The 26,295-nt window shown below is 75.5% G+C and carries 11 protein-coding genes; 4 read left to right on the top strand and 7 right to left on the bottom strand.

The features are described from left to right. Positions 1-83: 83 nt before the first annotated feature. From AC067J_RS25635 to AC067J_RS25610, 6 genes are read right to left on the bottom strand one after another with little or no spacing between them, the layout of a single operon-like run. Positions 84-971: a CHAP domain-containing protein gene (locus AC067J_RS25635; protein ID WP_478302904.1), complete on the bottom strand. Its 888-nt coding sequence runs from the start codon at positions 969-971 to the stop codon at positions 84-86. Further along, a complete protein-coding gene (locus AC067J_RS25630; RefSeq protein WP_478302903.1) occupies positions 968-2,662 on the bottom strand; it encodes a hypothetical protein in 1,695 nt (564 codons plus the stop codon). Before AC067J_RS25630 ends, AC067J_RS25635 begins: the two co-directional genes overlap by 4 nt. Beyond that, positions 2,659-7,185, bottom strand: a complete 4,527-nt coding sequence (locus tag AC067J_RS25625; RefSeq protein ID WP_478302901.1) for a hypothetical protein — start codon at positions 7,183-7,185, stop codon at positions 2,659-2,661. The genes AC067J_RS25630 and AC067J_RS25625 overlap by 4 nt, the downstream gene beginning before the upstream one ends. Beyond that, positions 7,182-11,888, bottom strand: coding sequence for a hypothetical protein (locus AC067J_RS25620; RefSeq protein ID WP_478302899.1), 4,707 nt, complete (start codon positions 11,886-11,888; stop codon positions 7,182-7,184). Before AC067J_RS25620 ends, AC067J_RS25625 begins: the two co-directional genes overlap by 4 nt. Further along, positions 11,885-15,262 (bottom strand): DUF6603 domain-containing protein, encoded by a 3,378-nt coding sequence (locus AC067J_RS25615; RefSeq protein WP_478302898.1) that lies wholly within the window; start codon positions 15,260-15,262, stop codon positions 11,885-11,887. Before AC067J_RS25615 ends, AC067J_RS25620 begins: the two co-directional genes overlap by 4 nt. Before the next feature lie 10 nt (positions 15,263-15,272). Beyond that, on the bottom strand, positions 15,273-17,750 hold the full coding sequence (locus AC067J_RS25610; RefSeq protein ID WP_478302896.1) for a metallophosphoesterase family protein: 2,478 nt from the start codon (positions 17,748-17,750) through the stop codon (positions 15,273-15,275). Between the two features lie 536 nt (positions 17,751-18,286). On the opposite strand from AC067J_RS25610, the gene AC067J_RS25605 reads away from it, so the two are divergent. Both AC067J_RS25605 and AC067J_RS25600 read left to right on the top strand, forming a co-directional pair. Continuing rightward, entirely contained in the window at positions 18,287-20,209 is a 1,923-nt protein-coding gene (locus tag AC067J_RS25605; RefSeq protein ID WP_478302894.1) for a sensor histidine kinase, read from the top strand. Beyond that, entirely contained in the window at positions 20,199-20,951 is a 753-nt protein-coding gene (locus AC067J_RS25600) for a response regulator (RefSeq protein WP_478302892.1), read from the top strand. Before AC067J_RS25605 ends, AC067J_RS25600 begins: the two co-directional genes overlap by 11 nt. Before the next feature lie 111 nt (positions 20,952-21,062). Here the strand turns inward: AC067J_RS25600 and AC067J_RS25595 are convergent, their stop codons facing one another. Continuing rightward, positions 21,063-22,916 (bottom strand): peroxidase family protein, encoded by a 1,854-nt coding sequence (locus AC067J_RS25595; RefSeq protein WP_478302890.1) that lies wholly within the window; start codon positions 22,914-22,916, stop codon positions 21,063-21,065. Positions 22,917-23,784: 868 nt separating this feature from the next. Between AC067J_RS25595 and speB the strand changes: the two genes are divergently transcribed. Together speB and AC067J_RS25585 are read left to right on the top strand one after the other, a co-directional pair. After that, positions 23,785-24,864 (top strand): agmatinase, encoded by a 1,080-nt coding sequence (gene speB / locus AC067J_RS25590; protein ID WP_478302888.1) that lies wholly within the window; start codon positions 23,785-23,787, stop codon positions 24,862-24,864. Between the two features lie 459 nt (positions 24,865-25,323). Next, a complete protein-coding gene (locus tag AC067J_RS25585) occupies positions 25,324-26,238 on the top strand; it encodes an alpha/beta hydrolase (RefSeq protein WP_478302886.1) in 915 nt (304 codons plus the stop codon). Positions 26,239-26,295 lie beyond the last annotated feature (57 nt).

Raw genomic sequence — 26,295 nt, 5'->3', positions numbered from 1 at the left:
GACCGCGGTGGCGGCCTTCTTCGCGAGGGCGCTGTCACCGTACGGCATCGGTGCAGGCCCGCCGGCGGCGATGCGCCCGGGGGTCAGTCCCCGACGCGGAAGCCGTGGCGGTCGGCGAGTTGCTGCAGCGTCCGCCGGCCGGGGATGCCGTCGGCGTCCCGGCCGAAGTAGCCGCAGCGGTTCTGCCACTGCGCGTAGGCCCTGAGGGTGCGGGTCCCCCACGAGCCGTCCGCGTGGCTGCCGTCGAGCACTCTCTCCTCCACCAGGGCGCGTTCGACCATGAGGACCTGCGGCCAGCTGTAGGAGCGGTGGCCGGTCTCCGCCGGCACGTCCCAGGCGATGGCGTGTTTCAGCTGGCCGAGGTAGACCCACGGGCGGGTGTCCTCGGTGGGCCGCGGGACCGGGTCGAGCACCGGCGGCGGCGAGGTCTCGCCCGCCGGCAGGTCGGTGTACGAGCCGGCGGTGCGTCCGCCCCAGCGCGGGTCGGCGGAGATCCGGCCCTCGGGGTACGGCGGGCAGCCGTAGCCGTGCACCCGGACCGACCGGCGCGGGATCGGGCCGCGCAGGTGGACGCCGTCGCCGTTGGCCGAGCCGTTGGTGTTGGTGTTGCCCCCGACCGTCCAGATGCCGTCCTCGTCGAACTTGTAGACCCGCTCGACGTGGTCCTGGCCCCGGGTGCCGTAGAACACCTCGGCGCCGACCATCGGGTACTCGGACCACCACCCCCGGGCCCGGTACCAGGCCACGCCGTCCGGACAGTAGGCGGAGATCGGGCAGTACTCCTGCAGTCCGGCCCGCCAGGTGCCCCAGGACTGGAACGCGTAGCACCACGGCTGGTTCTGCCACCAGCCCGGGACCCGGCCGACCGCGATCAGCTCCTGCGCGTACTTGTTGTGGTTCCCGCCGCCCTCCTTGTAACCGGCCTCGGCCAGCAGGAGCTCCAGGCAGCGCCGTAGCGCGGAGCCGGTCATCGTGCCTCCTCCTCCAGGACGTCGAAACGGACCCCGCTCGATCCTTCTCCCCGGCCGGCGGACTTCGTCCGCCCGAGCCACAGCACCGTGGTGCCGCCCGCCCAGCGCGCGAGCTGCCAGCGGCGGGTGACCCTGGCGCCGGCGCCGGTGATCTCCTCGTCGGGGACGTCCATCGGGCGGCCCGGGTCGAGGACGCGGGTGCGGGCGGTGGCGCCGAGGCGGCGCAGCAGGGTGCGGCCGGGGGCCGCCGGATCGGGTACGGGGGTGAGCGGCACCCAGTGCTCGGGGCCCGGGGTCTGCAGGCGGTAGCGCAGCTTCGGGGCACCCGCCTCCGCCGGCGACGGTGGCCGGGGGGCCGGGTCGGCGCGCAGGGTGACGGCGTGTCCGGTGACGCCGGTGGTGCTCTGTTCGACGGCCCAGGCGAGGTTGGCGGCCTCGTCGCGCAGCAGCAGGACGTCCTCGACCGGTTCGCCGGTCAGGGTGTCGATCACGGTGGGGAGGGTGACGAGGAGGTCCGCCGCGGCGGTCCGGCCGGACTGGCTGGGCCGGAAGAGGTTCCAGTCCTCGCCGGACGCGGGGACGAGGAGCTGCTCGCCGAAGGTGTCGGTGACGACCACGGAGGTGACCCGGGTGACCGCGCCGACGGGGAGGTCGAGCGGGACGAGGAAGTAGTCGTCGGCGTAGGTGGCGGCGTACTCGGCGGTCAGCAGCCGGGCGAGGTCGGTGGGCTCGGCGGTGATGCCGCCCCAGTGGACGCGGGCGTCCTCCATCTCCCACCAGCGGGTGGCGGGCATCCCGGGGTAGGCGGCGACGGTGGGCAGGACGGTGCGGGTCAGGTCGGTGGCCGCCGCGGACGCGCCGAGCGTGTCGCCGGGGCGGACGTCGAGGTGGTACCAGTCGAGGCGGTCGCCGTGGTACTCGCGGGCGGCGAGGACGCTCTCGCCGGTCCGGTCCCTGGCGGATACGGCGAAGGCGTACTCGAAGCGTTCGCGGTTCCAGGCGTGGTCGGCGGGGGCGGCCGGGGTGGGCAGGCCGGCGAGCTCGCGCCAGTTCGCGGTGGCCCGTTCGATCGCGACGCGGTACCCGGCGGGAACGGGTATCCGGCTGGGCACGCCGTGGGTGCCGACGTCCCGCCAGAGTTCGAGGCCGTCGGGGCAGCGGCCCGCCATGACGGCGAGGTAGCCGGTCGTGGTGTCGTCCGTGAGGTCGCCCGGCTCGGCGGAGAGCGGGTAGTGGGCGATGCACGGGTCGATCGCGAACTCGGCGCCGGCCTCGCGCAGGCAGCGCAGGTACTCCTGGCCGAGTTCGGCGGCGAGCCGGCGGTCCCAGGCGAGTTCGGCGGGTTCCCGCTCGACCAGGGCCTCCAGCGGGACGCTGCCGTCGATGTCGACGGCCGGCCCCGGCGTGCCGCCCTCGCCCCGGTAGCGGGTCAGCGGTGCGCACTGGGCGCGGACCCGGACGGTGACCGGGGAGCCGGTGTCCTCGCCCTGGAACTCGCCGACCTGCCACTGCCGGGTGAGCAGCCAGAGCGGGTCGGCGATGCGGGCCTGCAGGCCCGCGGACATGTCGGCGGCCCGGGTCCGCGGTTCCAGCCGGGTCCACGAGGTGACCGAGGGGACGGAGGGGACGGAGGGGACGGAGGGGACGGAGGGGGCGTGGGCGGCGGGGGGAACGGGCGGGACGGAGGTCATCGCTGCTCCTGTAGGGCCGGGCCGGCCGGGCCGGCCGGGGCTGCTGGGGCTGCCGGGGCTGCACCGGGGCGGAGGTCGGTGGAGATCGCCTGCTGGTCGACGTTGAGACCGAGGTAGAGCGCCGGGAGGAACTGGCCGGCCCGATCCAGCAGTTCGGTGTCGACCGCGCGGTACTTGACCATGTCGACGGTCTGCAGCATCAGCCGCTCCAGCACGGCGGCCGTCCACGGCCCCTGGTTGGAGGGCACGGCGAGCAGGACGGTCTGCGGTGCGCCGGCCGCGGGGGCGTCGTACTCGACGGCCAGCGCGGCGGTCTGCCGGTCGTCGGGGACGACTTCGACGAACTCGTCGACGGCCAGACCGCTGACGGGGGCGGCCGGGTCGAGGACGCCGTTCGGCGAGGTGACCGCGAGGACCAGGGAGAGGCGGGCCGGCTGGTCCGGGTGCTCCGTGCGGGGCGCGCCCCACCAGCGGTCGCCCGGGGTGTGCGGGAGCTGGGCGATCCGCAGCCGGCCCCGCGGGTCGGTGCCGGGGGCGGCGGCCAGGGGTGCGCCGAGCGCCTCGGCGAGGTCGGCGGCCTCCTGCCAGCGGCCGACCCCGGCCCGGACCCGGGCGTGTTGGCGCAGCCAGCGGTGCGGGTGGCCGCTGCCGCCGCGGACGGAGTCTCCGGCGGCGAGGGCCGCCGCGAGGTCACCTCCCGGCAGCGGCCCCAGGACCGGGAGGACGGGAAGGTCCGGGTCGAAGAGGGTGCGGATGCGCTGCCGGTGGTGGTCCCACTCGGCGGCCGGGGTCCGTTCGGCGGCCGGGGTGGCGGCCCAGGCCGCGACCAGCGCGCCGTGGGCGGCCAGGCGGCGGTCCAGTTCCGCACGGGCGCGTTCGACGGCCTCGGCGGTGCCATCGGCCGCACCGGGCAGGCCGCCCGACGGGGGCAAGCCGGCCGAGGGGGGCAGGCCGCCCGACGAAGGCAAGCCGGCCGACGGGGGCAGCACGTCCGGCACGCCGCACCCGGCCGCCTTGAGCAGCCCGGCCCGGCGGGTCTCCTCGTCCGGCGCGGCCAGCGCGGCCACCGTCTGCCGAACGTGGGCCAGCGCGAAGTCGGCTCGGTTGACCGTGATCTGATTGTTCGTCAGATACGGGAGCCCGGAGCCCTCCAGGGCGAGGTCGGCGGCCTCCAACGGCCGGGAGCGGTCGAACAGCTCGCGGGTGCGGCGCACGGTCGCGAGGAACTCGGTGACGCTCACGGTGTCCGGCCCCCCGGCGGGCGGGCGGTCGAAGTCCAGCCGCAGGGTCCACGACCGGGCCTGGTCGGGGCGGCGCTTCTCCCAGGCCGCGGCGGTCAGCCGCCGCTCCAGCTCGTGGTCGCCGACCGCGAGGCCGCGCGGCGCCATCATCACGTAGTCGATCGCGGACAGGCCGAGGTGGTCGAGGGTGAGGTCGTCGACCGTCCCGGTGCCGTCGGACGCGGTCCAGCGCAGGACGCACCGCACCCGCTGGGGCGCGGGCAGCAGGGTGATGGCGACGGCGTCGGCCTCGGCGGCGGCCACGAAGCGGGGCTGTCGGCCGACCGAGGCGCCCCAGTGCCTGGGGTCCACGGTGGCCGGGTTGTTCCCCACGACGAGCAGCCGGTTGGTGACGGCGGTGCCCGACCTGGGGCTGCGGCAGAAGTCCAGCGCGGGGCCGCGCTCGCCCCGGGAGAGCGCATCCAGTGCGACGCCGGCCCGCTCGGGCCTGCCCTGCACCACCTGGTGGACGCCTTCGGCGAGCAGCGCGTCGTGCACCGAGTCCAGGTCCTCGGCCAGGGTGGCCAGCACGCCCTCCAGCGCCCGGTGGTCGGCCGTACCGGTGGCGGGCAGCGCGGGCGGCACCGGCAGGCCCGGCCGGGCGGGCGCGGGCGCCGGGCCGCCCCAGGGCAGGCCGGCGCCCGTGTGCCGGCGGTGCAGGGCGAGGCCATCCGCCACCGTCCCGGCGAGCATCGTGCCGTCGAGGCCGCCCTCGGGGCTGACCCGGGTGGCCCGCAACGGGGCCAGGGCGCGGAACGTCGGGAGGTAGCGGTCGAGGAATCCGCCGCCGGTCTCGTGCAGGACGCGTTCGAAGCGCCGGCCGAGCAGGACGGCGAGCGGTTGCCCCTCGCCGACCCCGTCGAGCAGCGCCTTGGCCGTGCGCACCCGGCGGGAGGAGAGGTCCAGGGCCAGCGGTTCGCCGTGGGTGCGGCGGCCGCTGCGCAGCACGGCGGCGGTGGTGGCCTGCGGCACGGACGGGGCGAGGACGTAGCCGTTGCCGGCCGGGGCGTCGTACAGCGCGGTGCCCGCCGGTCCGGCCGGTTCGTCCGGCGGCGGGTTCTTCGCCGGAGCGCCGCGGTTCTCGTCGGGTGCCAGGTCGAGGACCCAGCCGTAGGCACCGAGGTGGACGCCCTGCGGGTGGGTGCCGCGCAGCGTGTCCAGGCGGCGGGTGGCGAAGGCGGTGAACCAGGCGTCCAGCCGGTGGCTGTGCAGGCCGAGTGCGGCGGCCAGGTGCCGTTCGACGTCGGCGGGCGGCTTCGTCGCGAGATCGCGCAGGGCCGCCCGGTAGGCCCGCAGGGAGGCGGTGCGCGGGTCGTCGCTCTCTCCGGCGTTCTCGCCGGCGCTCTGGCCGGCGCTCTCGTCGGCGAGGTACTGGTCGACGGTGGTGCCGGGGCGGCCGGGCAGCGGTCGCGCCAGCCGGCGGGGCAGGGTGTCGCTCTGCTCGCCCTCCAGGATGTCGATCAGCTGCGGTTCGGCCGGCGCGGGCGAACCGAGGATCGCGGCGGCGGCCCGGGCGTGCTCCAGCAGCAGACCGGCCCGGGCCAGCTGGTGCAGCAGGGTGCGGTCCGGCCGGGGCGGCTCGGCGAGCAGCGCGAGCGGGCTGAGGCCGGGACGGCCGAGCTCGTCCAGGACGGCGCCGGCGCCGGCGAGCGGGGCGGCCAGCGGGAACGAACCGCTCGCGAACACGGCCGTGGTCAGCGGGGCCTCGGTGGGCAGTGCGAGGCTGCGCAGGAGGGCACGCGGGGCGGTGAACAGCTCCCGCTGCCAGTCGCGGCCGAGGCGCAGGCGCAGGAAGCGCCACAGCCACGTCACGTAGTCGGCGCCCAGCACGCTGCGGGCCTGCACCTCGGTGGGGTGCGCGGCGGCGCCGAGGATCTCGACCAGGTTGCGGTCCGCGCTCGCCGACCGCCGGCCCATCGCCGCGACCCCGGCCACCGAGGGCCGCCACAGGTAGGAGCGCAGCCGGCACAGCAGGCCCATCCCGGCCCGGTCGTCCGGCTCCCCGGGCAGCGGGAGGAAGTCGTCGGTACGCATCACCGGCAGCAGCCCGTACGGCTGCTCGCCGATCCGCAGGGTGGCGAACGGACCCTCGGCGCGGACGTGCCGGTGGTACAGCGCGTGCATCCGGGCGCGTCCGGCGTCCGTGACGGCGCCGGGCAGCAGGTGATCGAGGAAGTATCCCCAGGTCGCCGGCCACAGCACCGTCTGGACGGACCGGGCCAGCGCGGACTCCTCCTCGTTCGCGTGGGCGGACCGGGCGAGCGCGCCGGGCGCGGCCTGCCGTACCGGGCGGTTGCGCACGGCGGCCAGCGCGGTGCCGTCCGGCAGGCCCAGCGCCCGGGCGGTGAGCTGGGCGTTGCTGCCGGGCGGGGCCGGGCGGTCGTCGTGCCAGACCGGCGCGGGCGTCACCGCCGGGTCGAGGCCGGAGCGGACCTCGCCGGTGTTGTTGGTCGGGGTGCCGGGCCGCAGGTGCGCCAGCCCCTCGGTGGCGGCGTGTGCCTCCAGCAGGTCGGCCAGTCGGGTCGCGGAGGCGGCCGGGTCCGCTCCGGCCGCCACGCCGAAGACGAACAGCCGCTGGATGCCGGCGCGCAGCTCGGCGGGGAGTTCCAGGGTGACGGCCATGCCGACCGCCTCCGCCGCGGCGAAGTCGGCCAGCCAGGCCGTCTCCGGGTCGAGCGGTGCCTGCGCGTCCGGCAGCCGGTCGGCGGTGCTGTCCGGGCGCAGGCCGACGGCGGGGTCGGGCCGGACGGCCTTGCTCCGAACCCTGGCCACGCAGTCTCCGTAGCCGATCGCCACGACGTGCCAGTGGCTCGGCAGCGCCCGGGCCACCGCCGCCCGGGTCCACGCCGCGGTCTTGGTCGTGGGCGTGGGGAAGTCGGGCTGCCGGGGCAGCGGGGCGTCCTCGGCGAGCGGCTCGGCCGGGCGGCCGGCCGGGTCCGGCTCCAGCACCCGCGCCACCCAGGCGGCGCGCGTGGCGCCCAGCTCGGCGGCCAGCCGGGCGAAGGCGTGCTCGCGGCGCTCGGTGTCACCGGCCGCGCGCCAGGCCTCCTCCCAGTAGCGGCGGCCGGCCACGGCCTCCGCCTCGGTCGGCGCCGGTTCGTGGGTGTCGACGTGCAGGACGTCGGGGAAGATCCGCACCTTCAGGTACTCGTGCGGGGCGGCGGAGAAGCGGGTCTCCACGCGGACCGGGAGCAGGGCGATCGGGTGGCTGCTGGACAGCGTCCAGTCTGCGGGAGTGGTCATGTCGGGTTCGCCTTCGTGTCGATCAGCTCGCGGGCGTGCAGCGCCAGCAGCACGGGTTGTTGCAGGGTGGCGAGCGCGTAGTGGGCGGAGTTCGCCGGGTCGGCGGGTTCGGCGGCGCCGTCGTCCACGCCGAACCGCAGCGCGGAGGGCTGCTCGCGGAAGGTGAAGTACCAGCCCGGGTCCCCGGCGCCGCCGAGTGCCTCGGTGCGCCCCTTGGCGAAGCAGAAGAGGAGGGTGTCGTCGCCGAACCTGCCGGTGAACCGCGGCAGCAGTTCCTCGCTCCGCTCCGGCAGGTGGTGCCGGGTCCGGGTCGCGTCCGTCCAGTCGGCCCGGCGCATGGTGACGGGGGTGTCCGGATAACGCCGCAGGAGTTCGCCGCGCAGGAGCAGGACCAGCATCCCTTCCCCGGGGGCTCCGACGGCGCCGGCGTGGGTGCCGAGTTCGCCGGCCGTCCAGTCGCGCAGCGGCGGGATGTCGTCCACGGCACCGGTGGGCCGGTCCCAGAAACGGCGGAAGAACGTGGTGGTGTGGTCCACCGGCATCTCGCGCCAGACGAGTTCGCGGGCCAGCTCGCCGTTCAGCCCGGCCAGGAAGGCCTCCATGACGGCCGGGTCCGCCTCCAGGACGGTGACGGTGTCGGGCGGGATGTTCGCGCCGCCGGCCAGGACGTGTTCCCGGGACGCCTCCTCCAGCAGCCGGTAGGTCGGCCCGGGGAACGAGACACCGGCCACCAGCTGGCCCAACGCATCCTCCTGTGGAGGGAGTCGACCGGTGGGCAGGCCGAGTTCGGCGAGCGCCCGGGAGGGCACGGTGCGGCGCGGGTCCAGGGCGGCCCGGACGGCGTTCGCGGCCTGCGGCAGCTGCACCGGCGGTGGCGCGGGGCGGCGGGTCAGCTTCTGGGCGTCGGCCACCACCTGCTGGTGCCGGACGGCCGCCGCGACGAGCCGGCTCCCGACCGCGTCCCGCCGGGCCGCCAGGGCCGGGTCGAGGTCGGTGACGGCCACGGCGGCGCCGGTGCTGCTCCACTCGCCCCACGGGATCCGGATGTCCTCGCCCCACCAGTCCGGCGCGGCGTCGTCGTCCAGGTCGAAGCCGATCCGCAGCAGCGCCCGGTCGGCCTGCGGCTGGTTCTCCAACCGGAAGACGACCAGGTCGGGCCGGCGGCTGCCGGTGAAGTCGGCGACGGCGACGCCGATGCCCTGGTGGGTGATCTGCCCGGTCCCGCCCATCCGGCGGGGCGCGGTCCAACCGCCGTGGACGGCGCCGCGCCGGTTCAGCTGCCGGCCGACCCGGTAGGTCAACCGGTCGGCGTCACCGACCTGTTCGGCGACCATGACCAGCAGGTCGGCCCGGTCGTCGTCCTCGACCAGGTCGACGACGGCGAGGCCCAGGCCGTGCACGGGGCCGGCCGGGGTCCACTCGACGGCCTGGGCCAGCCCCCAGCCGCCTTCCACACCTCCGGCGGCGGTCAGGCCCCAGCCGACCCGGTAGGAGACCTGGTCGCCGCTCGCGTAGCCGACGACCAGGTCCCAGCGCCCGTTGCCGTCCAGGTCGGCCACGGCGATGTCGCAGGCCCGTACGGCGGGCATCGGGTCCGGCAGCACGAACGGTTCCGACCAGCCGCCGGTGACCCTGCCGTCCGGTGCGACGTCCCGGCCGATCCGGTACACGCCCCGGTACCCCTCCGGCCGGGGCTCCACGGTGAAGGCGATCAGGTCGGGCCGCCCGTTGCCGGTCAGGTCGGCCAGCGCGATGCCCAGCCCGTCCGCGTCCGGGTGGAACGGCGGGCTCTGGTTGGGTGGCTCCCCCGGTGTCCAACCGGCCCGGGGCGCCCCGTCGAAGCCCAGGTCCGCGCCCACGCGCAGCCGGACGGCGCACGCGGTGGGCGGGGCGTCGAGGTGGGCGACGACCATCGAGGAGTACAGCCCGATCCGGGGCGCGAACCGCCACCGGTCCGCGGGCGCGGGGTCGGTGAGGTCGCCCCGGGCCCCCAGGTCCTTCGGGACGCCGTAGTCCGTCCAGGCGCCGCCCTCGCCGCTCAGGGCGATGCCCCCGTCCTTGGTGACCACGTAGACGGATCCGGGGGCGCCGGGGTGCTCGACCAGCCGGTCCGACCAGTAGCGGACGCGGGCCTGCGGAGGGTCGTTCCGGATGATCCACCTGGACTGGGGACCCAGCATGTCGAGGCCCTGCACCACGCGGCCGTCGTTCAGCAGGGAGTACTGCACCCCGCGTTGGCGAGGCACCCCCGGCCCGGCGACGCCGCCGTTGTCGAACAACGAGCCGGCCGGGACGCCGGCCGCCTCCCGTCCGGGCCGGCCGAGGTTGCGCCAGCGCCCGACGAGGCGGTTGAACTCCCACATGTCCACCGGGATGTGGCCGAGTACGAAGGAGGAACCCATGACGATCCGGATGCCCATGGAGTCGACGGGGACGAGCGTGCCCCCGACCACGCTCTGTCCGTCCGCCGGGGGCAGCGGCAGGTAGTACCACCGCCGGACACCGTCGCCGTCGCGCCGGAGTTCGGCGAGTTCCTGCGGCCCACCGCTCAGGGCCACGAACACCGACGAGCCGTCGGCCAGTGGCGCGGGCCTCCCCCAGACCGTCTCCCCGCCCGGCGGCCGGCCGTGGTCCACCCAGGAGTCGCCGTCGAGCCGGAGCTCGCGGAGGCCGCCGCTCGTCGCCGTCCAGAGCGAGCCCGCGGCCGTGGCCGGCTCACCGCAGGACAGCTCCCCCGTCGGGTCCTCCAGCCGGGTGATCCATCGCCACCGGTCCGCCTCCCGGCGGCGCTCCACGACCTTCGTGGGGCCCAGGACGGACGTGATGAAGATCCGGCTCCCGTCCGCCGTGACCGTGAGGCCCACGTTCACCATGCCCCAGGCGTGGAACACACCGGGCACCCGGCCGTGGTCGCGCCAGCGGGGCCCGTCCGGCGCGCCCGCCGGGATCAGTTCGTAGAGGCGGATGTCCTCGGTGAGCACGTACAGGCGGCCGTCCTCGGCGACGACCGGCGGGTACCCCACCCGGCTGCCCTGCTGCTCCCACGGGTGGACCTGCCCCGGGCCCGGGGCCTTCCACCACGGGTCGGCGGTGGCCACCAGGCCGGGGTCGAAGAACTCCAGGCTGAACGGCGAGCCCCAGGGGTCGCGGAGCCTGCCCTCCGGGGTGGCGCCCGAGGGGAGCCGGGCGGGCGGGGCGGGGGTGAGTTCGTTGGCGGCGAGGGCGGTGACGGTCCGGGTGGGGTCGGCACCCTGTCGGTTGCCCGGGGAGGCCGGGATCCGGGCGCTCCTGCGGAACTCGGGGGTGGTGGCGGCGGCCACCGCCGGGTTGAGGGAGAGGAGTTGGCCGACGGTCGGCGCGGCGGCCAGACCGGGCTGAGCGGCGGTCACCTGGTCGTGGACGGCCGCGGTGAGGCCCAGCAGGGCGGCGTCGGACATCCCGGACGGCCCGCCGGCCGTCAGGCCCCGGGCCGCCGGGCCGCGGCCGATCCGCCTCTCGTACAGCGCGGTGCTCGCGTCCCGGGCGAGCTGGGCCTGCCGGAGGGTCCGGTTGGCCTCGCGCAGCTGCGCGACCTGCTCCCAGACGGCGGCGACCAGCTCCTCCTGGTGTTCGGCGACGATCCGCGCCCCGACGCCGGCGAGCGCCCGGTAGCGCGGGTCCGTGTTGAGGGTGTCCAGCCAGACGGGGGCGCCGCCCGGCGCCTGGAGGCCGCCGTGCACCGGCGGGTTGAGCTGGTCCTGGCGGGCCGTCAGCACCCGCATCGCCGCCCGCCAGGTGTCCCGCAGCGGCCAGTCCGGGGCCGGGCCGGGGGCGCGCAGGACGCTCGGCAGGGCGACGGCCGCTCCGGGCCGGCCCGGAGCGAGGTCGAGGACACCGGCCCCGGTGAGGTCGAGTTCGCGGTAGCCGACACCGGAGGCGGGGCGGCCGGTGAGCCGGCGGGCGAGGGTCTCGAAGTCACCGTCCGGCCCGGCGGTGAACCGCCAGTGGTGGTAGACGGGCAGGGTGACCGGGCCCGGTGCCCCGGAGGTCCAGGCCGGCGCGAGCGAGGTGGTGCCGGGTTCGCCGAGTCCGGCCCGCCGGCCGGCCTCGAACGCGGGGACCACGGCCGCCAGGTACGTGGTGCCGCTCTCCAGCCGTCGCGGGCTCAGCAGCCGGGACAGGGCGCGTTCCGGGTGCCGGGCCAGCACCTCGGCGACGTTCTCGTTCCGGTCCGCGGCCAGGACCTGGACGTGGGCCCAGGCCCAGGACCGGTCGAGGCCGGGAAGTTCACCGGCCGGGCAGCTGAGGACCGGCAGGCCCGCCGCCGGCGTCGACAGGCTCGCGGCGGCCGCCGGCACGACCACCAGCACCAGCCAGGGCCGCAGCCGGCCGCGCCCGCTCGGGGCCTCCGGGGTGAACATCCACGGCAGGTCGCAGCGGGCGAACTCGACGGCCGCGAAGCCGGTGTCCTCCGCGTCGGTGCTGTCGGGCGCCGGGAACATCCGGATCACCTGGGCCGGGTCCAGGCCGGCGACGTCGCCGGGCCCGAGCAGCGTGACGTCGACCGGCGGGGTACCGCCCCGGAGTTCGCCGCCCTCGCCCGAACCGCGGAGCCGCAGGCTCATCGGCACCGTGGCCCGGGCCGAGGCGGCACCGGTCCGCGGGCCGATGCCGCCGGCCACGCCGTCGCGCACCCAGGGCAGGAAGAGCAACCCGCCGTTCATCGTGCGGCTCCGATCGTCAGGGAGGGGCCGACGGCGGTGAACCGCCCGGCGGCGGCGCGGGCGCGGCCGGCCGGGCCGCCGCCCGCGAGGGCGAACAGGGTGTCGGCGTCGGGTGCCTCGGTACGGAGGCCCGACGCCCTCGGGCCGGCTGCCGCGTGCGGGACCGGGCCGCCGCCGATGACCTCGTAGCCGAGGGTGGTGAAGGTCGCCGACTCGACGCCGTCGTCGCCCTTGGCGGGCGGCAGGCGCAGCCCCGTCGCCGTCAGCCGGCAGCCGGACTGCCGCTTGCTGAAGGAGGGCCGGGAGAGCTTCTCGTGTTCGGTCAGGTCGAGGTACTCGCCGTCGGCGAAGTCCTCGTACACCGGGTCGCCGAGCGTGCCGGGTACGGCGTCGGCTCCCCGGCCGTAGTCGACGCCGGTGATGCCGTAGCTGCGTCGCCGGCCGGCCGGGTTGCGCCCGATCCGGCTGATCTCCGGGCCGAGCGGCAGCACCGACTGGCTGACCGCCAGCTCGCCGAGCGGGTGCAGCAGGACCTCTCCCGGGCCGGACCGGGTCTCGCGGACCAGCACGCCGGTCGGGCCGGCGGGCGGCAGGGCGTGCCAGGCGCCCCGGTCGGCCAGCGCGTCGTTGAGCCGCTGCCACGGGTCGACGGTCTCCGGCAGGCTCGCCGGGGTGCGGCGGCCGGTGGTGATGTCGAACGCGACGGTCACCGAGACGAACAGCAGCTTGAACCTGGCCTTGCCGCGGGCGTGCCAGGGGTTGGGCCCGGACAGGTGGACCTCGATGCCGACGGCGAGCAGCACCCGTCGCCCGCGCCTGACGGCGGCCCGGGCGAAGATGTCGACCTCGAAGCCGAACGGGTCGAACTGGATCAGCGCGTCGTAGCCGAGTTCGCCCTCGACGCTGAATCCCGCCGCGCCGGCCCGCAGTTCGACCCGGGCGCCGTGCTGGATGCTGTTCGACGTCAGCGCCAGGTAGGACTCGGCGCGCAGCCGGGGGTTGTCGCCCCGCCCGAGGGAGATCGCCACCCGGGCGAGGTCCGGCACGTCGTGCGGCCGGTCGGTGAAACGGGGGTGGAAGCCGCCGACCGACAGGACGAACCGGCGCCGCCCGCTCCACTGGATGCGCACCGCCATGTCGCCGGTGACCGTGAAGCCGGCCACCCGGGAGTCGACGAGGGAGGCGTCCAGCGAGGCGGTTCCGGTGCCGAGGTCGACCAGGCCGACGGAGTCCATCCGCAGCTGGACGACGGCGGCCTTCGGGTCCGGCAGGGCGACGGTGACCCGGCCCAGCAGTCCGATCCTGACCGGTGCGGGGAACTCCGCGAACAGCGCCAGGTCGGCCGTGAGCGGAGCGGGCCCGCCGCCGGTCGCCCCCCAGGTGATCCGGGCCAGGAGCCCGGCGAGGTACCGGCCCTGGGCCACCGGGAAGAGGCGCCCGACGGTGTCGGGCAGGTTCCGGTCGGCGCCGGTCTCGGCGAACAGCACCGCGTCCAGGGCCTTGGTGCGCACCGCGGCCCGCAGCGCCTCCGGGTCGGCGGCGCGGTTGACGCCGATGAGCGCGCCGAGCCCGGACAGCGCGAAGCCCATCCCGATCTGGAAGCCCGGTGACCAGGCCGCGGAGGCGATCAGCAGCATCGACCAGGCCTCGTGCCCGTCCGCCCCGCGCAGCGGGGCACCGGCGGCGTCCTTGGTGTCGATCAGGCCGATCGCCGCGAGTTCCACGTCCCGGCCGCCGAGGGCCAGCTTCAGCCGGGCCGCCCCGGCGTAGCGGCCGCGGGCGTGGTCGATGGTGAGCCGGCCACCGCCGGAGAGCGGGCCGGCCGTGACCGCCAGGCCGATGCCGGTCGGCGGCGTGAACGCCGGCCGCAGGTCGAACGCGCCCTTGCGGAGCGTCAGTTCGCAGCCCAGTCCGATCCGTTCGGCGACCGCCTTCGCCGCCCCGAGGTCGACGCCCACGTCGGCGGTCACCTCGGCGGAGAACCGTCCCTCGTCCGGGCCGCCGACGACCCGTAGCGCCAGGTGGACGTGCCGGACGTCCAGCGGGCCGAGGGTGAGGTGCACCGGCAGCGTGGTCTCCAGGCCGGCGCCGCCGGCCAGGTGCAGGCCCTTCGCCCTGGACCAGCCCAGCCCCAGCTCCAGCGCCACCTCGGTCCCGGCCGCCGGCAGGATCCGCTTCAGCAGCCCGTCGCCCTCGGCGCCCGGCTTGAGGACCAGGGCCGCCTCGGCGATCCGCAGCAGGACGCCGTAGTCGGCCGCCCCGCCGCCGAACCCCGCCGTGAGGCCCGCCTCGATCCGGCCGATCCTCAGGTGGGTACCGGCCGGCGGCCCCAGGGTCAGGGCCGGTCCGTCCGCCGGGGCCAGGCGCAGCAGGGCCGCGAGGTCGATCCGCTCGCCGCCGGCGAGCAGCACGCCGTGCGGCCCGATGGCGACGGCGCCGGCCTGGGCGCTGCCCTTGAGCTCGGTGCTCCACCGGCCGCCGAGGGCGGTGACCGCCTGGGCGGTGCCGATCTCGATCCTCGGGGAGATCACCACGCCGAGGTCGCCCCGTTCGGGCGGGCTGAGCGCGATCGAGGCGCCGAGCCGGGCGGCCGTCCCGGCGACCGGGAGCCACCAGTCCACCGCCGCGGTACGGGCCGCCATGAGCGCCCCGAAGTCCTCCGACGGGGGCGGCAGGCCGGGCCCGAGGCCGTACGAGGCCTCGGCCCCGAGGGTGGCGGCGAACCGGGCGACCCGGGGCAGCAGGCGGTCGGCGAGCTCGTCGAGGTGCTGGTGCCGGTAGACCTCGCGCAGCGCCGCGAGGGGATCGGTGAGCAGACGACCCAGGTGTTCCCACTCGATCCGGTCGCGGGCGATCGGCAGCCGGACCGGCCGCCCGCCGACCACGATCGCCGCTCCCGGCGGCTCCTCGGCGGCCGGCACGACCAGGCCCAGCAGGGTGGCGGCGCTCAGGACGGCCGGGTGCTTCTCGGCGAGCATCCGCACGACCAGGTGGGTCAGCAGGTCCTCGGCGAGCGCGGTGGAGAGCGCCGCCGTCTGGGCGGCGCTCAGCTCGACGTCCAGGTACCCGCTGAGCCGCTCCCAGCAGCCGGTCACCCGGCCGACGGCCTCGCGGACCTTCGCGATGCGGGCGGTGAGCTCGTCGAAGGAGGCGGGCGGACCGGCCGCGGCCAGGTCCTCCAGGACGGAGGACACCGCGACGGCCGCGCCGAGCGCGGCGGCGATCTCGTCGTCGGTCGGGCCGAGTGCCCGCAGGTCCCAGCCGACGGCGCGGAGCAGCGCCTCCCGGTGGCCGGGGTTGCGTGCCGCGCGGGCCACCGGCTCCACGAGGTGGCGGGCCTCGGCGAAGAGACTTCCCATCAGATCCGCTGGCACGTCGGTCTCCTCACAGGTGCACGGGGTCGGTCGGTTCGAGATCGGCGACGTAGCGGGTGTAGGGGCGGGCCGCTCCGGCGTTGGACCAGTGGCCGTCGTGGTCGGGCCGCGAGTTGTCGCGCCACCAGAGCAGCTGGGTGGCCCGCTTGTGCGCGCCCCACTCGAAGCTCAGCTCGCCCAGGTTGGCGCCGCCGACGATCTCGGTGCCGCCGCGCTGGGTGAGCGACCACCAGGCCTGGTTGACGGCCGCGGCGAGGAACTGGAAGACGCCGACCAGGTCGGAGCCCGGTTTCAGCACGGGCCGCCGGCTGCCGGGACGGGGTGGGTCGCCCGGCAGCGGGGTGTCCCGCAGGAAGTCGATCCGTCCCTTCCACTCGGCGTCCGCCTTGCGCGCGGCCGACAGGTAGAGGTCGTCCGTCTCCACCACCGCCGGGCTCCGGTCGCTGTAGTAGGGCGTGCCGTCCGCGTAGCCGCCCAGCAGCATCCGGTCGCGGCCCGGGTTCGCCCAGCCGGCGAAGGTGAGCGGGCTGCCCGCGATGTACCCGGTGGCGTGCAGGAACCGGACCTTGGCGTCCGAGTTCTTGAAGCCGCTCGCCACGAACTGGGCCAGCACCGCCTCGGTCGGTGCGGCACCCGGCGTCCGGTACGGCTTGGCCGCCGAGTACCGCAGCCGGGCCGCGTAGCCGAGGTGGATGTCGCCGCCCAGCAGGACGACGCGCTTGCGGGGGCGGCCCGGCGTGGCCACCAGGCGGGCCAGGAACTTCTGGTACGAGGTGGGGTCGAGCTCCCAGTCCTCGTAGTCGACGAAGTCCCGGGCGGCGGAGCCCAGCGCGCCGCCGGCGGACTTCGCCAGGCTCAGCACCCTCGTCGACAGGACGGGCATCGGTGCCACCACCACGGTGAGCCGGTCGTCCGCCGGCGGGTCCTGGCTGCCGTCCGCGGGCAGCACGGCCGTGTAGTCGCCGTCGTCGTACAGCTGGGCCGGGGCGTCGTCGTCCTTGCCGAGGAAGTGCCGCCTGGTCCGGGTGTCCAGGCCGATCAGCTCGTACGCGCCCCACCGCAGGTAGAGGTGGTAGTCGAGGGCTCCGGGGGCGCGTGCCAGCCACCGGTCGCCGGGGGCGCCCTCGATCGCCCTGGGTACGCCGACCAGGTCGCCGAGCGCCTCGTGGTCGTGGAGTCCGGTGGCGGCCCAGGTGTCGAGCCCGGCCAGGAGTCCGGTCGCGGGCGTGGCGAGCGGGGGCCGGGCGAACCGCTCCGGATGGTTGCCCCAGGCCTGGAACAGCGCGTAGGCGAGCATGCCGTTCTGCACGATGCGGCGGCCGAGCCGGCTGCCCTCCTCCTCGTTCTTGTAGGGCAGGACGGCGCGGGTGACGAACCCGGACGAGGCGTTCCAGTCGTCGGTGACCTCGTGGTCGTCTCCGAGCATCAGGGTCGGGATGTTCGCGAGCGCCCTGCGCACCCGGCGCAGGGCGGCGCCCGCCGTCCGCTGCGCCGCGGGGAGGTGGCGCGGGCCGTCCAGGAAGCCGCGCACCGTCTCGCAGTCCGTCCGGTACGCGTCCTGGCGGCTCCGCGCGTCCCACAGGCTACGGCTCTGCGCGTCGGTGTCCGCCGACCTGATCAACGCCGCGTCGACGGGGTGGACCTCCTCGAAGGTCGGCAGCTGCTCCGGCCACAGCACGTCGGACCAGACCAGCAGGTACATCGCCGTGTACTCGGCGAAGGTGATCAGGTGGCCGGCCGCGGCACCGGAGCTCAGCCGGCCCTCACTCTTCCGGCCGGAGACCAGCTCCGCCCGGTGGCCGATCGCCGCCCTTCCCGGACCCAGCGGGTCGCCCTTCCGGTCGATCAACTGCTCGGGCACCAGGCCCAGTCGGGTGCCGACGGCGCGGATCACGGCGAGCACGACGTCCGCGACGTCGTCGCCGTAGATCTGGTCCCCGCCGAGCACCAGCTGCGCCGGCCGGTCGACGCCGCCGGCCCGCAGTGCCTGCGCGATGATGCCGTCCACCTCCGGGAGCATGTCGACGCCCTGGCCGTGCGGCTTCCGGCAGGAACCGTGCAGCAGCCGCAGCTTGTCGAGGTCCGCCGGCGGGGTCGTGAAACCCGGGAGGGCGGGTGCCCCGGGGATCTCGTCCCGGTACGACACCAGGCTGCGGGCCCGGGCCAGGTCGTTGCCGGGCACCAGCACCCCCTCGTCGAGGAGGCGCCGCGGCCCGGGGCCGCCCGGGCAGACGAATTCGAGGTCGTACTGGTAGAGCGTCCCGGCGGTCAGCGGCAGGTGTGCCGAGACCACGACCACGTGGGCGTTGCCGCCGACCGCCGTCGTGGTGGCCTTCGCCGTCGCGTCGGACAGCGGTCGTCCCTGTGCGTCCAGTACGTGCAGGGTGACCGTCGCCGTGGAACCGAGCACGAGGAAGACCGAGACCGAGTCCGGCGCGACCCGGCGCAGGATCGGCCCGCACAGCACGAGCGGAAGGATGGTGGTCACACGCACTCCTCGGTTCCCATGGTTCTCGGACCCGGGGGTGCCTGGACCGGCCGCTCGCCGTGCCCGCCGCGCCGCCCGCACGGCGGTCCGGACGGGCCGTCACGTACGTGCCGGCAGACGGCATCGCGCCTGCGCCCGGCCACCGGGTCGCCCCGGGCCGCGGGCACGTCGGCCGCTCGTACGCGGATGTGGTGATCCCCCGAATGCCCGCCACTCGGCGAGCACCACGAAGAGTGCCGTACCGACCGTCCCGGGCGCATGGGACCGTGGTCCCGTGTTTCCGGGACGGGACGGGGCGGGTGTCTTGAGCGGACGTCAATATTCCGGCAATCGGGGAGCCCTACCCTCCGCACATGCGAAGACCTGGAACACCCGTCGAGCCCTCGACCGGGCCGGCGGGGACACCTGCGGACGGACCGGCGGACCGACCTGCGGGGACACCGGCTGACGGACCGACGGGTCCGCGGCCGGCGGACGGACCGGCGGGTGCACGACCGGCGAGCCGCGGCCGGGGCGTCGAACCCGCCGCCGTCGCGGTGTTCACCCTCGCCTGGGGCCTGGGCGTCTGGTCCGTCGTCCTGCTGGCCACCGCCGAGGCGCCGTGGACCTCGGACCGGTGGTACTGCGTCGTCGACACCACCGACGCCCTGGTGTACGGCCTGGTGGCAGCCGTGGTGCTCAACCGCAGGCCGCACCCGGCGGCCTGGCTGGTCGCGGTGACCGCCGTCGGCGGCGGGACCGCGGCGGTCACCGCCGGCCTCGTGATGCGGCGCGCGGCCGACCAGCCGCTGCCGGGCTGGGCGGTACTGCAGAACACCGCGTGGGTCCCGGGCACCCTCGCCCTGGCCACGGTCGTCCCGTACCTCGTGTCGACGCGGCGCCGGGCGGCCGGCCCGGTCCGGGCCGCGCCGGCCGCCGGGGTCGCCCTGATCGCCACCGTGCTGGCCGTCCGGCTGTCCCACCCCACGGCGCGACTCTCCGAACCGGGCCTGCGAGCGCTCATGGGCGCGGTCCTGGTCCTGGGCCTGCTGGCGGCCGGCCACACCGCCTACCGCCGCTACCGTGACCCGTCCGCCCGGGGTCTCGGCTGGCTGGCGATCGGGACCGCGCTGATCGCCCTGACGTTCCTCCCGCTCGCCACCTGGCAGAGCGGCGACAGCCCGGTGCTCCAGCTCTTCACCCCGCTCACCCACCTCGCCTCGCAGGCGTTCTTCCCCGCCGCCGTCCTCGTCGCGGTGCTGCGCCAGCGTCTGTGGGGCATCGACCTCGTGGTCAGCCGCACCCTGGTCTGGTCACTCCTGACCGGGACCCTGGTGACCGGCTACGTCGTCGTGGTCGCCGCGCTGGGCGTCCTGCTGCCCGCCGAGGGGGCGCTCGGCCGCGTACTCGCGACCGCGGCGACCGCCGCCGGGTTCCAGCCCGCCCGGAGCTGGCTGCAGCGGCGGGTGAACCGGCTGGTGCACGGCGAGGACGCCGCCCCCGCGCTGAGCCGGGTCGGACGCCACCTGGGCAGCTCGGCGAGCCCGGAGGAGACCCTGAGCGGGATCGCGCGGAGCGTCGCGACCTCGTTCAACCTCGGCTCGGTGAGCATCCTGGACACGGCCGGCGAGCCGCTGGCCGCCGTGGGCGACGCGCCCGACGCCCGGGACGACCGGCTGGAGGTGCCCCTGGTGGTGCGTCAGCACAGGACCGGCACCCTCCTGGCCACCGCCCGCCCCGGCGAGCGCCTCGACCGCCGCGTCCGCGCCTCCCTCGACGAGGTCGCTCCGGTCGTCGCCACCGCCGTCCACCTCGCCGCCGTCACCCGGGCCCTGCGCGAGTCCCGCGGAAAGCTCGCCGCCGCCCGCCATGACGAACGGCTCATCCTCCGCCGGGAGCTGCACGACCAGCTGGGCCCGGCACTGGCCGGCATCGGACTCGGCGTCGCGGCGGCCCGCAACCTCCTGCCGGACTCCGCCCCGGCGGCGGACACCCTCCTCGGGCGGCTCCGAGAGGAGATCGACGCCCGGGTCGAGGAGGTCCGCCTGCTGGCCCGAGGCCTGGTGCCCCCGGTACTGGCCGAACTCGGACTGGTACCGGCGCTGCGCGAACTGGTGATGCGGTACGAGGCGGACGGCCTGGCCGTCGCCGTGCGCGACGAGGCCGTACCCGAGGTGCCGCCGGAGGTCGCGGGCGCCGTGTACGCGATCGTCGCGGAGGCCGTGCTCAACGTCGCCCGGCACGCCGGCGCCCGCACCTGCACGGTCGGCCTGCGCGGCGGCGGGCAGCTGACCGTGTCCGTCGAGGACGACGGCCGCGGCATCCCCGCCGGCTCACGCGCCGGCGTCGGCACCCAGTCGGCCGGGGAGCGCGCCCGGGAGGTCGGCGGCACCGTCGCGTGGCACCCCGGCGAAGGCGGACGCGGAACCCGCCTCGTCCTGCGGATCCCGCTCGGCGAAGGGATGGCACATGCCCGCTGACCGGCCCGCCCAGGAGCCCACCGTCACCGTCCTCGTGGTGGACGACCATCCGGTCTTCCGGATGGGCATGGCCGCCCTGCTCGACTCCCTGCCCGGCCTGCACGTGGTGGGCGAGGCGGACACCGCCGAGCGCGCCGTCGAGGCCGTCGAAGGACACCGGCCCGACGTCGTCGTGATGGACCTCCACCTGGGCGGCACCGGCGCCTCCGGCACCGATGCCATCCGCGAGATCGTGCGCCGGCGGCTCGACACGGCCGTCCTGGTGGTGACCATGCTCGACGACGACAGCTCGGTCTTCGCCGCCCTGCGGGCCGGCGCCCGCGGGTACCTGCTCAAAGGCGCCGCACCCGAGGAGATCGACCGGGCGGTCCGGCTGGTCGCCGCCGACGGCGTGGTCCTGGGCCCGGCGGTGGCCTCCCGGGCGATGGGGTACCTGACGGACCGGCACCGCACGGCGGGGCACCGCACGGCGGGCAGCGTCGAGGCCGCCGCCCTGCCCGGCCTGACGGCCCGCGAGTGCGAGGTCCTCGACCTGGTGGCCTGCGGCCTCGACAACCAGACGATCTCCCGGCGGCTCGTCGTCAGCCCGAAGACCGTCCGCAACCACCTCTCCCACATCCTCGCCAAACTCCAGGCCGCCACCCGCGCCGAAGCCATCGTCCGCGCCCGCGAGGCCGGCCTGGGCGCCCGCCACCGCCAGGAGCCGGCGCCGGGCGGGAGTGCGGTCGGACTGTCGCACTGACCGGCGGCCGGTCCAGTTGCACCAGGCCCGTGGTGGGCGGGGGCCGGCGCCCCGGCCGCGGACCGGATCCGCTGCCGTGTCCCGTCCCCGGGCCCCGGCCGCCCGCTCGTGTCAGTCCGCCGTCCCGCCGGCGGTGTGCCACGGCACGAAGGCGTTCGTCAGGCCCGCGAGGGCCGTCCGCAGCTCCGGGTGGTGGCGCAGCAGCACCGTGACCATGGAGTTCTCGTCGATCCAGGCCAGACCGGCCTTGGAGTACACCTCGGGGGTGTAGTACTCGGTGAAGAAGCGGTCGCTGTTCAGACGGCGTGACGCCATCAGGATGAAGATGCGGAACGCCGTGTCACTGAAGGCGAACCCCGCCGGAAGCTTCTCCGCGTACATCCCGACCGTCAGGTCGACCTTCTCGATGTCGCCCTCGTAGAGCCGCTCGATCTCCTCGGCCCAGGCCGCGTTGCCCGTCAGCTCCTGGAAGTCCCCGGCGGGCTTCAACCGCAGCAGCCGCCGGAACTCGTTGTAGCGGGGAACACCCAGCTCCCTGCTGCGCAGGATGTCGGTGGCGGCGAGGTCCTGCAGGTTCCCGTCCGGACGCCGGTACTCCTGCAGGAACTTCGGGAAGTTGTGCAGGGTGACGAGGCCCGGGTGGAGCGTGCCGAAGCTGTACAGCAGGTCGGCGGTCCGCACGGCGCCCAGGACCTTCAGCGCGTCGGGCCCCGAGAGGTCGCGGAGGGTGCACTGCCGCAGGGTCGCGTCGTCGGCGGCGGAGCGCAGGTGCCAGTCGTCGCGGACGAGCGGGTGCATGCGGTAGACGGCCACGAACTCCTCGGTGAGCGCGTACGGGATGCCGTAGTGGTCCGTCTCCCCTCCCGGGATGCCGCTGACGACCTCGCTCCCGCTGATCCGGCCGAAGAGGCGGTGCACGCGCTCGCCCGCGAGGCCCCACCAGTTGGCCCGCAGGGCCACGACGGTGGTGGGGTGGCTGATCACGGCCGGTGTCCACTCCACGGTGTGGATCTTGGCGAGGAGTGCGGCACTGACGAGCCGGGCCCGCTGGAACAGCTCCTCGTCGTCCCAGGACGGGTAGGCGGCGTGCAGGTGGTCGCAGATCGCGTTGTGCTCCCGGGCGAAGAGGGTCTGCATCATGGCCAGGCCCAGCCAGAAGCCGGGGACCCGCGAAGGGTCACGGGCGGGGTCCGAGGGGAACGGGACCTGCCCGTTGTCCCACACGTGCAGCTTGCCCAGCTCCCCGGTGCGGAGATCGCGCTGCTCCGCCTCGCTCGCCCCGTAGATCTGGGACGCGTCCCACCAGTGCGAGGAGACGTTGACGCGGGTGTCGGGGGTCCCGGCGGGCGCCCGGGGATCCCGGGTCGGGTCGTCCGGTGTCCGCATGATCCTCATCGGCGGCTCGGGCCACGGGTCGCCGTCCACGAGGGGGACTTCCCAGGGTCTGTCCACGGGGCTCGTGCCGTGGCTGAACCAGTCGCGGATCATGAACTGCAGCCAGGCCGCGACCAGCGAGTTCACCGACTCGGCCGGGACCAGTTCATGACGGGTGAGCAGGGCTCGGCTGACCTCGCGCGGGTTCGGCCGGGACAGCACGGACTCGGCGGTGGCCGGGGCGATGCTGTCCAGCGGGATGTTGCGGGCGAAGCGCGTACCCGCCATGCCCATGCGCGGATCGGCGAGATCGTTGTGGCTGCCGTCGGCGGTCCGGTTGACCCTGTGACGCGCGGACGGGGGCGCGGGCGCGGGAGCACCGACGGAGGGCAGGTGACCGGTGTCGTGGAGGTTCCGCTGCCGCAGTCTGACCCGCAGGCCCAGGAGGGTCAGCAGTCCCGGTGCGACGGCCAGCTTGTCCCAGCCGATGCGCCGGTCGACGTACTCGGCCGTGCCGGTGACAATGCGCCAGGAAAAGGACGTGCGGTATCCGCCGCCTGCCCTCCGTGCGGTGTGCCGTCGCGTGCTCATGGTGGTTGCTCCTTGCTCGGTCCGCAGGACGCGCGGGATCGCTCGGTTCCCGAAGAGCCCGACGGAGACGGACGGCCGCCGGACCGGGCTCACCGGACCGGGCTCGCGGCCGGGGCCGGGGCACCTGATGAGCAGGGGCGGGCGCCGGCAGGCCGGTGGCCCCCGTCGAGGAGCCGCATTCCGACGAGCGCGGAGGCCGGAGCGGCGCGGGGCGGGGCGGGGCGGCGCGGCCGGAGGTGCGGGGTTCGGTCCTGACGGCTCCCCGAAGGATGCGGTGACGTGCTGTAGTGACGGGTCCCGCCCCGGGCCCTCGACCATGGGGATTCCTCGGTGGACGCTCCGCTTCCACCATAGGAGGACGGCTGCCCGCCCGCATGCCGGTGCGCGGCCGGGCCGGCCGGACACCTGGGAGGGTCGGCCGCTCAGGGCCTCGCCGCCTCGGGACCGAATGGGAACGGCCGTCACCGGTGCTACTTCGGCGGGGAGTCGTGGACGGCCTGCCCACCGGCCGGGTTCGCGGCCCGGTTCCGCACCGAGTGGGCGGTCGCGGCCGGACCGCTCGGCCGCCACGGTGTCGTGCCGTTGCAGGTCGGTCCGATCGGCTGTGTCATGGGTACCGAAGTGGTCAGTCGAGTGCTGTGGTTCACCGGGCACGTCGGCGCCGCGACGGAGGCTGCGCAGGGCGTCGCGGCGGGCCGGGACGCGCTTCACGGCACAGGCCGACACGGTCGCGCGGGGCCGGGGCGACGACGTGCCGGGGAGTTGCCCGCGGGCCCGGGCCGGGCAGGCCGACCCAGGACCGGTGCGTGTCCGTACGCCGCCTCCTGGCAAACGCCCCACCCGCACGTTCCGAGAGGCAGGCAGGGCCATGCAGAACCCACCGCTCACCGTGTTCGGCCCCCCGATCACCTTTCTCGGGGTTCCGGCGTGTGATCTCGACGATCCGGACACCTACGCCGACGCGGACATCGTGGTCCTCGGTGCCCCGCTCGACGGCGGTACCACCTACCGCTCCGGCGCGCGGTTCGGTCCGTCGGCCGTCCGGCGGGCGTGCTACCTGCCCCAGGACGGTTCACGGCCGAGCCTGGCACTGCGGGTCGACGCCCTGCGGGACCTGAAGGTCTACGACGCCGGCGACGTGGGCTTCTACAGCGGTGACGTAGCGGAAGCCGTCCGGCACATCGAGGCGGCCGTCTTCAGGATCGCGTCCTCGGGCGCCGTCCCGGTGGTCCTGGGTGGCGACCACACCATCGCCTGGCCGGACCACACCGGCGTCGCCCGGCACCTCGGCTTCGGCAGAGTTTCCATGATCCACTTCGATGCCCATGCCGACACCGGGGACACCCAGTTCGGCTCCCTGGTGTCCCACGGCACTCCCATGCGCCGCCTCATCGAGTCCGGCGCCCTGCGCGGCGACCGCTTCCTCCAGATCGGGCTCCGCGGCTACTGGCCCGAGCCGCCGATCCTCCGGTGGATGGCAGAGCACGGAATCCGCTCCTTCGAGATGACCGAGATCACCGAGCGGGGACTCGACGACTGCCTCGCCGAGGCAGCCGGTATCGCCCTCGACGACTGTGACGGCGTGTTCCTCTCGGTCGACATCGACGTCGTCGACCCGGGCTCCGCACCCGGCACGGGCACCCCCGAGCCCGGCGGGCTCTCCCCCCGGCAGCTCCTCGACGCGGTCCGGCGCCTGTGCTACGAACTGCCGGTCGTCGGCTTGGACCTGGTCGAGGTCTCACCGCCCTACGACCACGCCGACGTCACCGCCCTGCTCGGCAACCGGGTCGTCCTGGAGGCCCTGTCCGCCATGGCGCGACGCCGCAAGGACCAGCGCGACGGCACGACCTGGGACCGCCGCGAACCGCTGCTGCACGGACGGGACGCCGACGAACAACTCCGGCACATCGACAACGGCCACCTCCACGACCACCCGCACCACCGCTAGGCCCTCTCATTCGGATCTTGTCGGATCAGCGCGCGGCGTCGGAGTGCGTGCATCGGCGGCGCGGAGGATGGAGTCCATGCGGTGGGGGCACCTCCCGGCCGAAGGCTGGGGGCCATCGGCGACTGACGACAAGTCGGCGTGGGGGTACCTCCCGGCCGAAGGCTGGGGGCGTGCGTGCTCCGGCGTCGCGGGCCCGGCAAGATCCGAAAGAGAGGGCCTAGACCACGGGCGTGGCGACACGAACGGGTGTGGGCCGTACAGGGTGGACAGGCGACAGGGGCGGTCCACCGACTCGACGGACCGGCCCGGGCCGACGACGACCGGGGCCGGCGTTCAAGCTGCGGTGCCACCCAGCCGAAGACATGGGGTATGACGTACGTGCACACACGCCGCACGCTACTCGTCGGCACGGTGTTGCTGGGGACCGGTGGGCCGTCGTTCCTGGGAGCACCCCCTGCCGTGGCCGTGAACCGGGCGGTGGCGGAGCAGCAGGTGGACGATCGGATCGTCGAGCTGACCATCGACTCCCCGGCTCTGGGCAGCCCCGGGACGGTGGCTCTGCTCACGCCGCGCGGCTGGGCGCGCCGCAAATCCGGTGATCGCTGGCCCACTCTCTACTTGCTCGCGGGCGGTGACGGCGACCACACGACGTGGACGACGATGTTCCGGGTGCAGGACCTGCCCGAGCTGCGCGATGTCCTGGTGGTCATGCCGAGCATGCCGCTCTTCGGGTTCTGGACCGACTGGTGGAACCACGGCAGGCAGGGCCCGCCCCGGGTGCGGACGTACTTCCTGCGCGAAGTGATTCCCCTGCTGGAGCGGGAGTACGGTGCCGGACCGCGCAGGGCGGCGGCCGGGGAGTCCCAGGGTGGCTTCGGTGCCCTGGGCATGGCCGCCCGGATTCCCGGACTGTTCGGCGCCGTCGCGACATTCGGAGCTCCCGTGCACCCGATTCGGCACCCGGAGATGTGGCTCTCCGGCGCGAAGTTCCTCGGTGTCGACGGCTACGCGGTCTTCGGCGACCCATGGGACCAGTGGAAGGTCTGGCTCGACTGGGACCCCTACCACCACGCCGAGGGCCTGCGCCACACCCCCGTCTACCTCGCCTCCGGCGACGGCACCCCCGGCCCCCTCGACGGCCCGGACCCCGACCCCCACATCCCCGGCACCGAGAAATGGGTCGCCCTCGCCGACCCGGGCGTCGTCTCCGTCACCGAGGCCGTGTGCGCCGACGAAGCACGCTTGCTCACCAGACGGCTCACATCCCTCCGCGCCCCGGTCACCACCCACATCTACCCCGGCACCCACAGCGGGACCTACGGACACCGCGAACTGCGCCACGCACTGCCCACACTGCTCCGCGCTCTGCTCTGACCCACGGAAGCGCGCACGCCGTCAACGGCACGCCGGTCGGCGTCGTTTCCTGGAGCC

The organism is Kitasatospora sp. NPDC042419, from assembly GCF_056437345.1.
The sequence above is the reverse complement of the archived record's forward strand: the minus strand, read 5'-3'. Positions and strand labels throughout refer to the sequence as shown.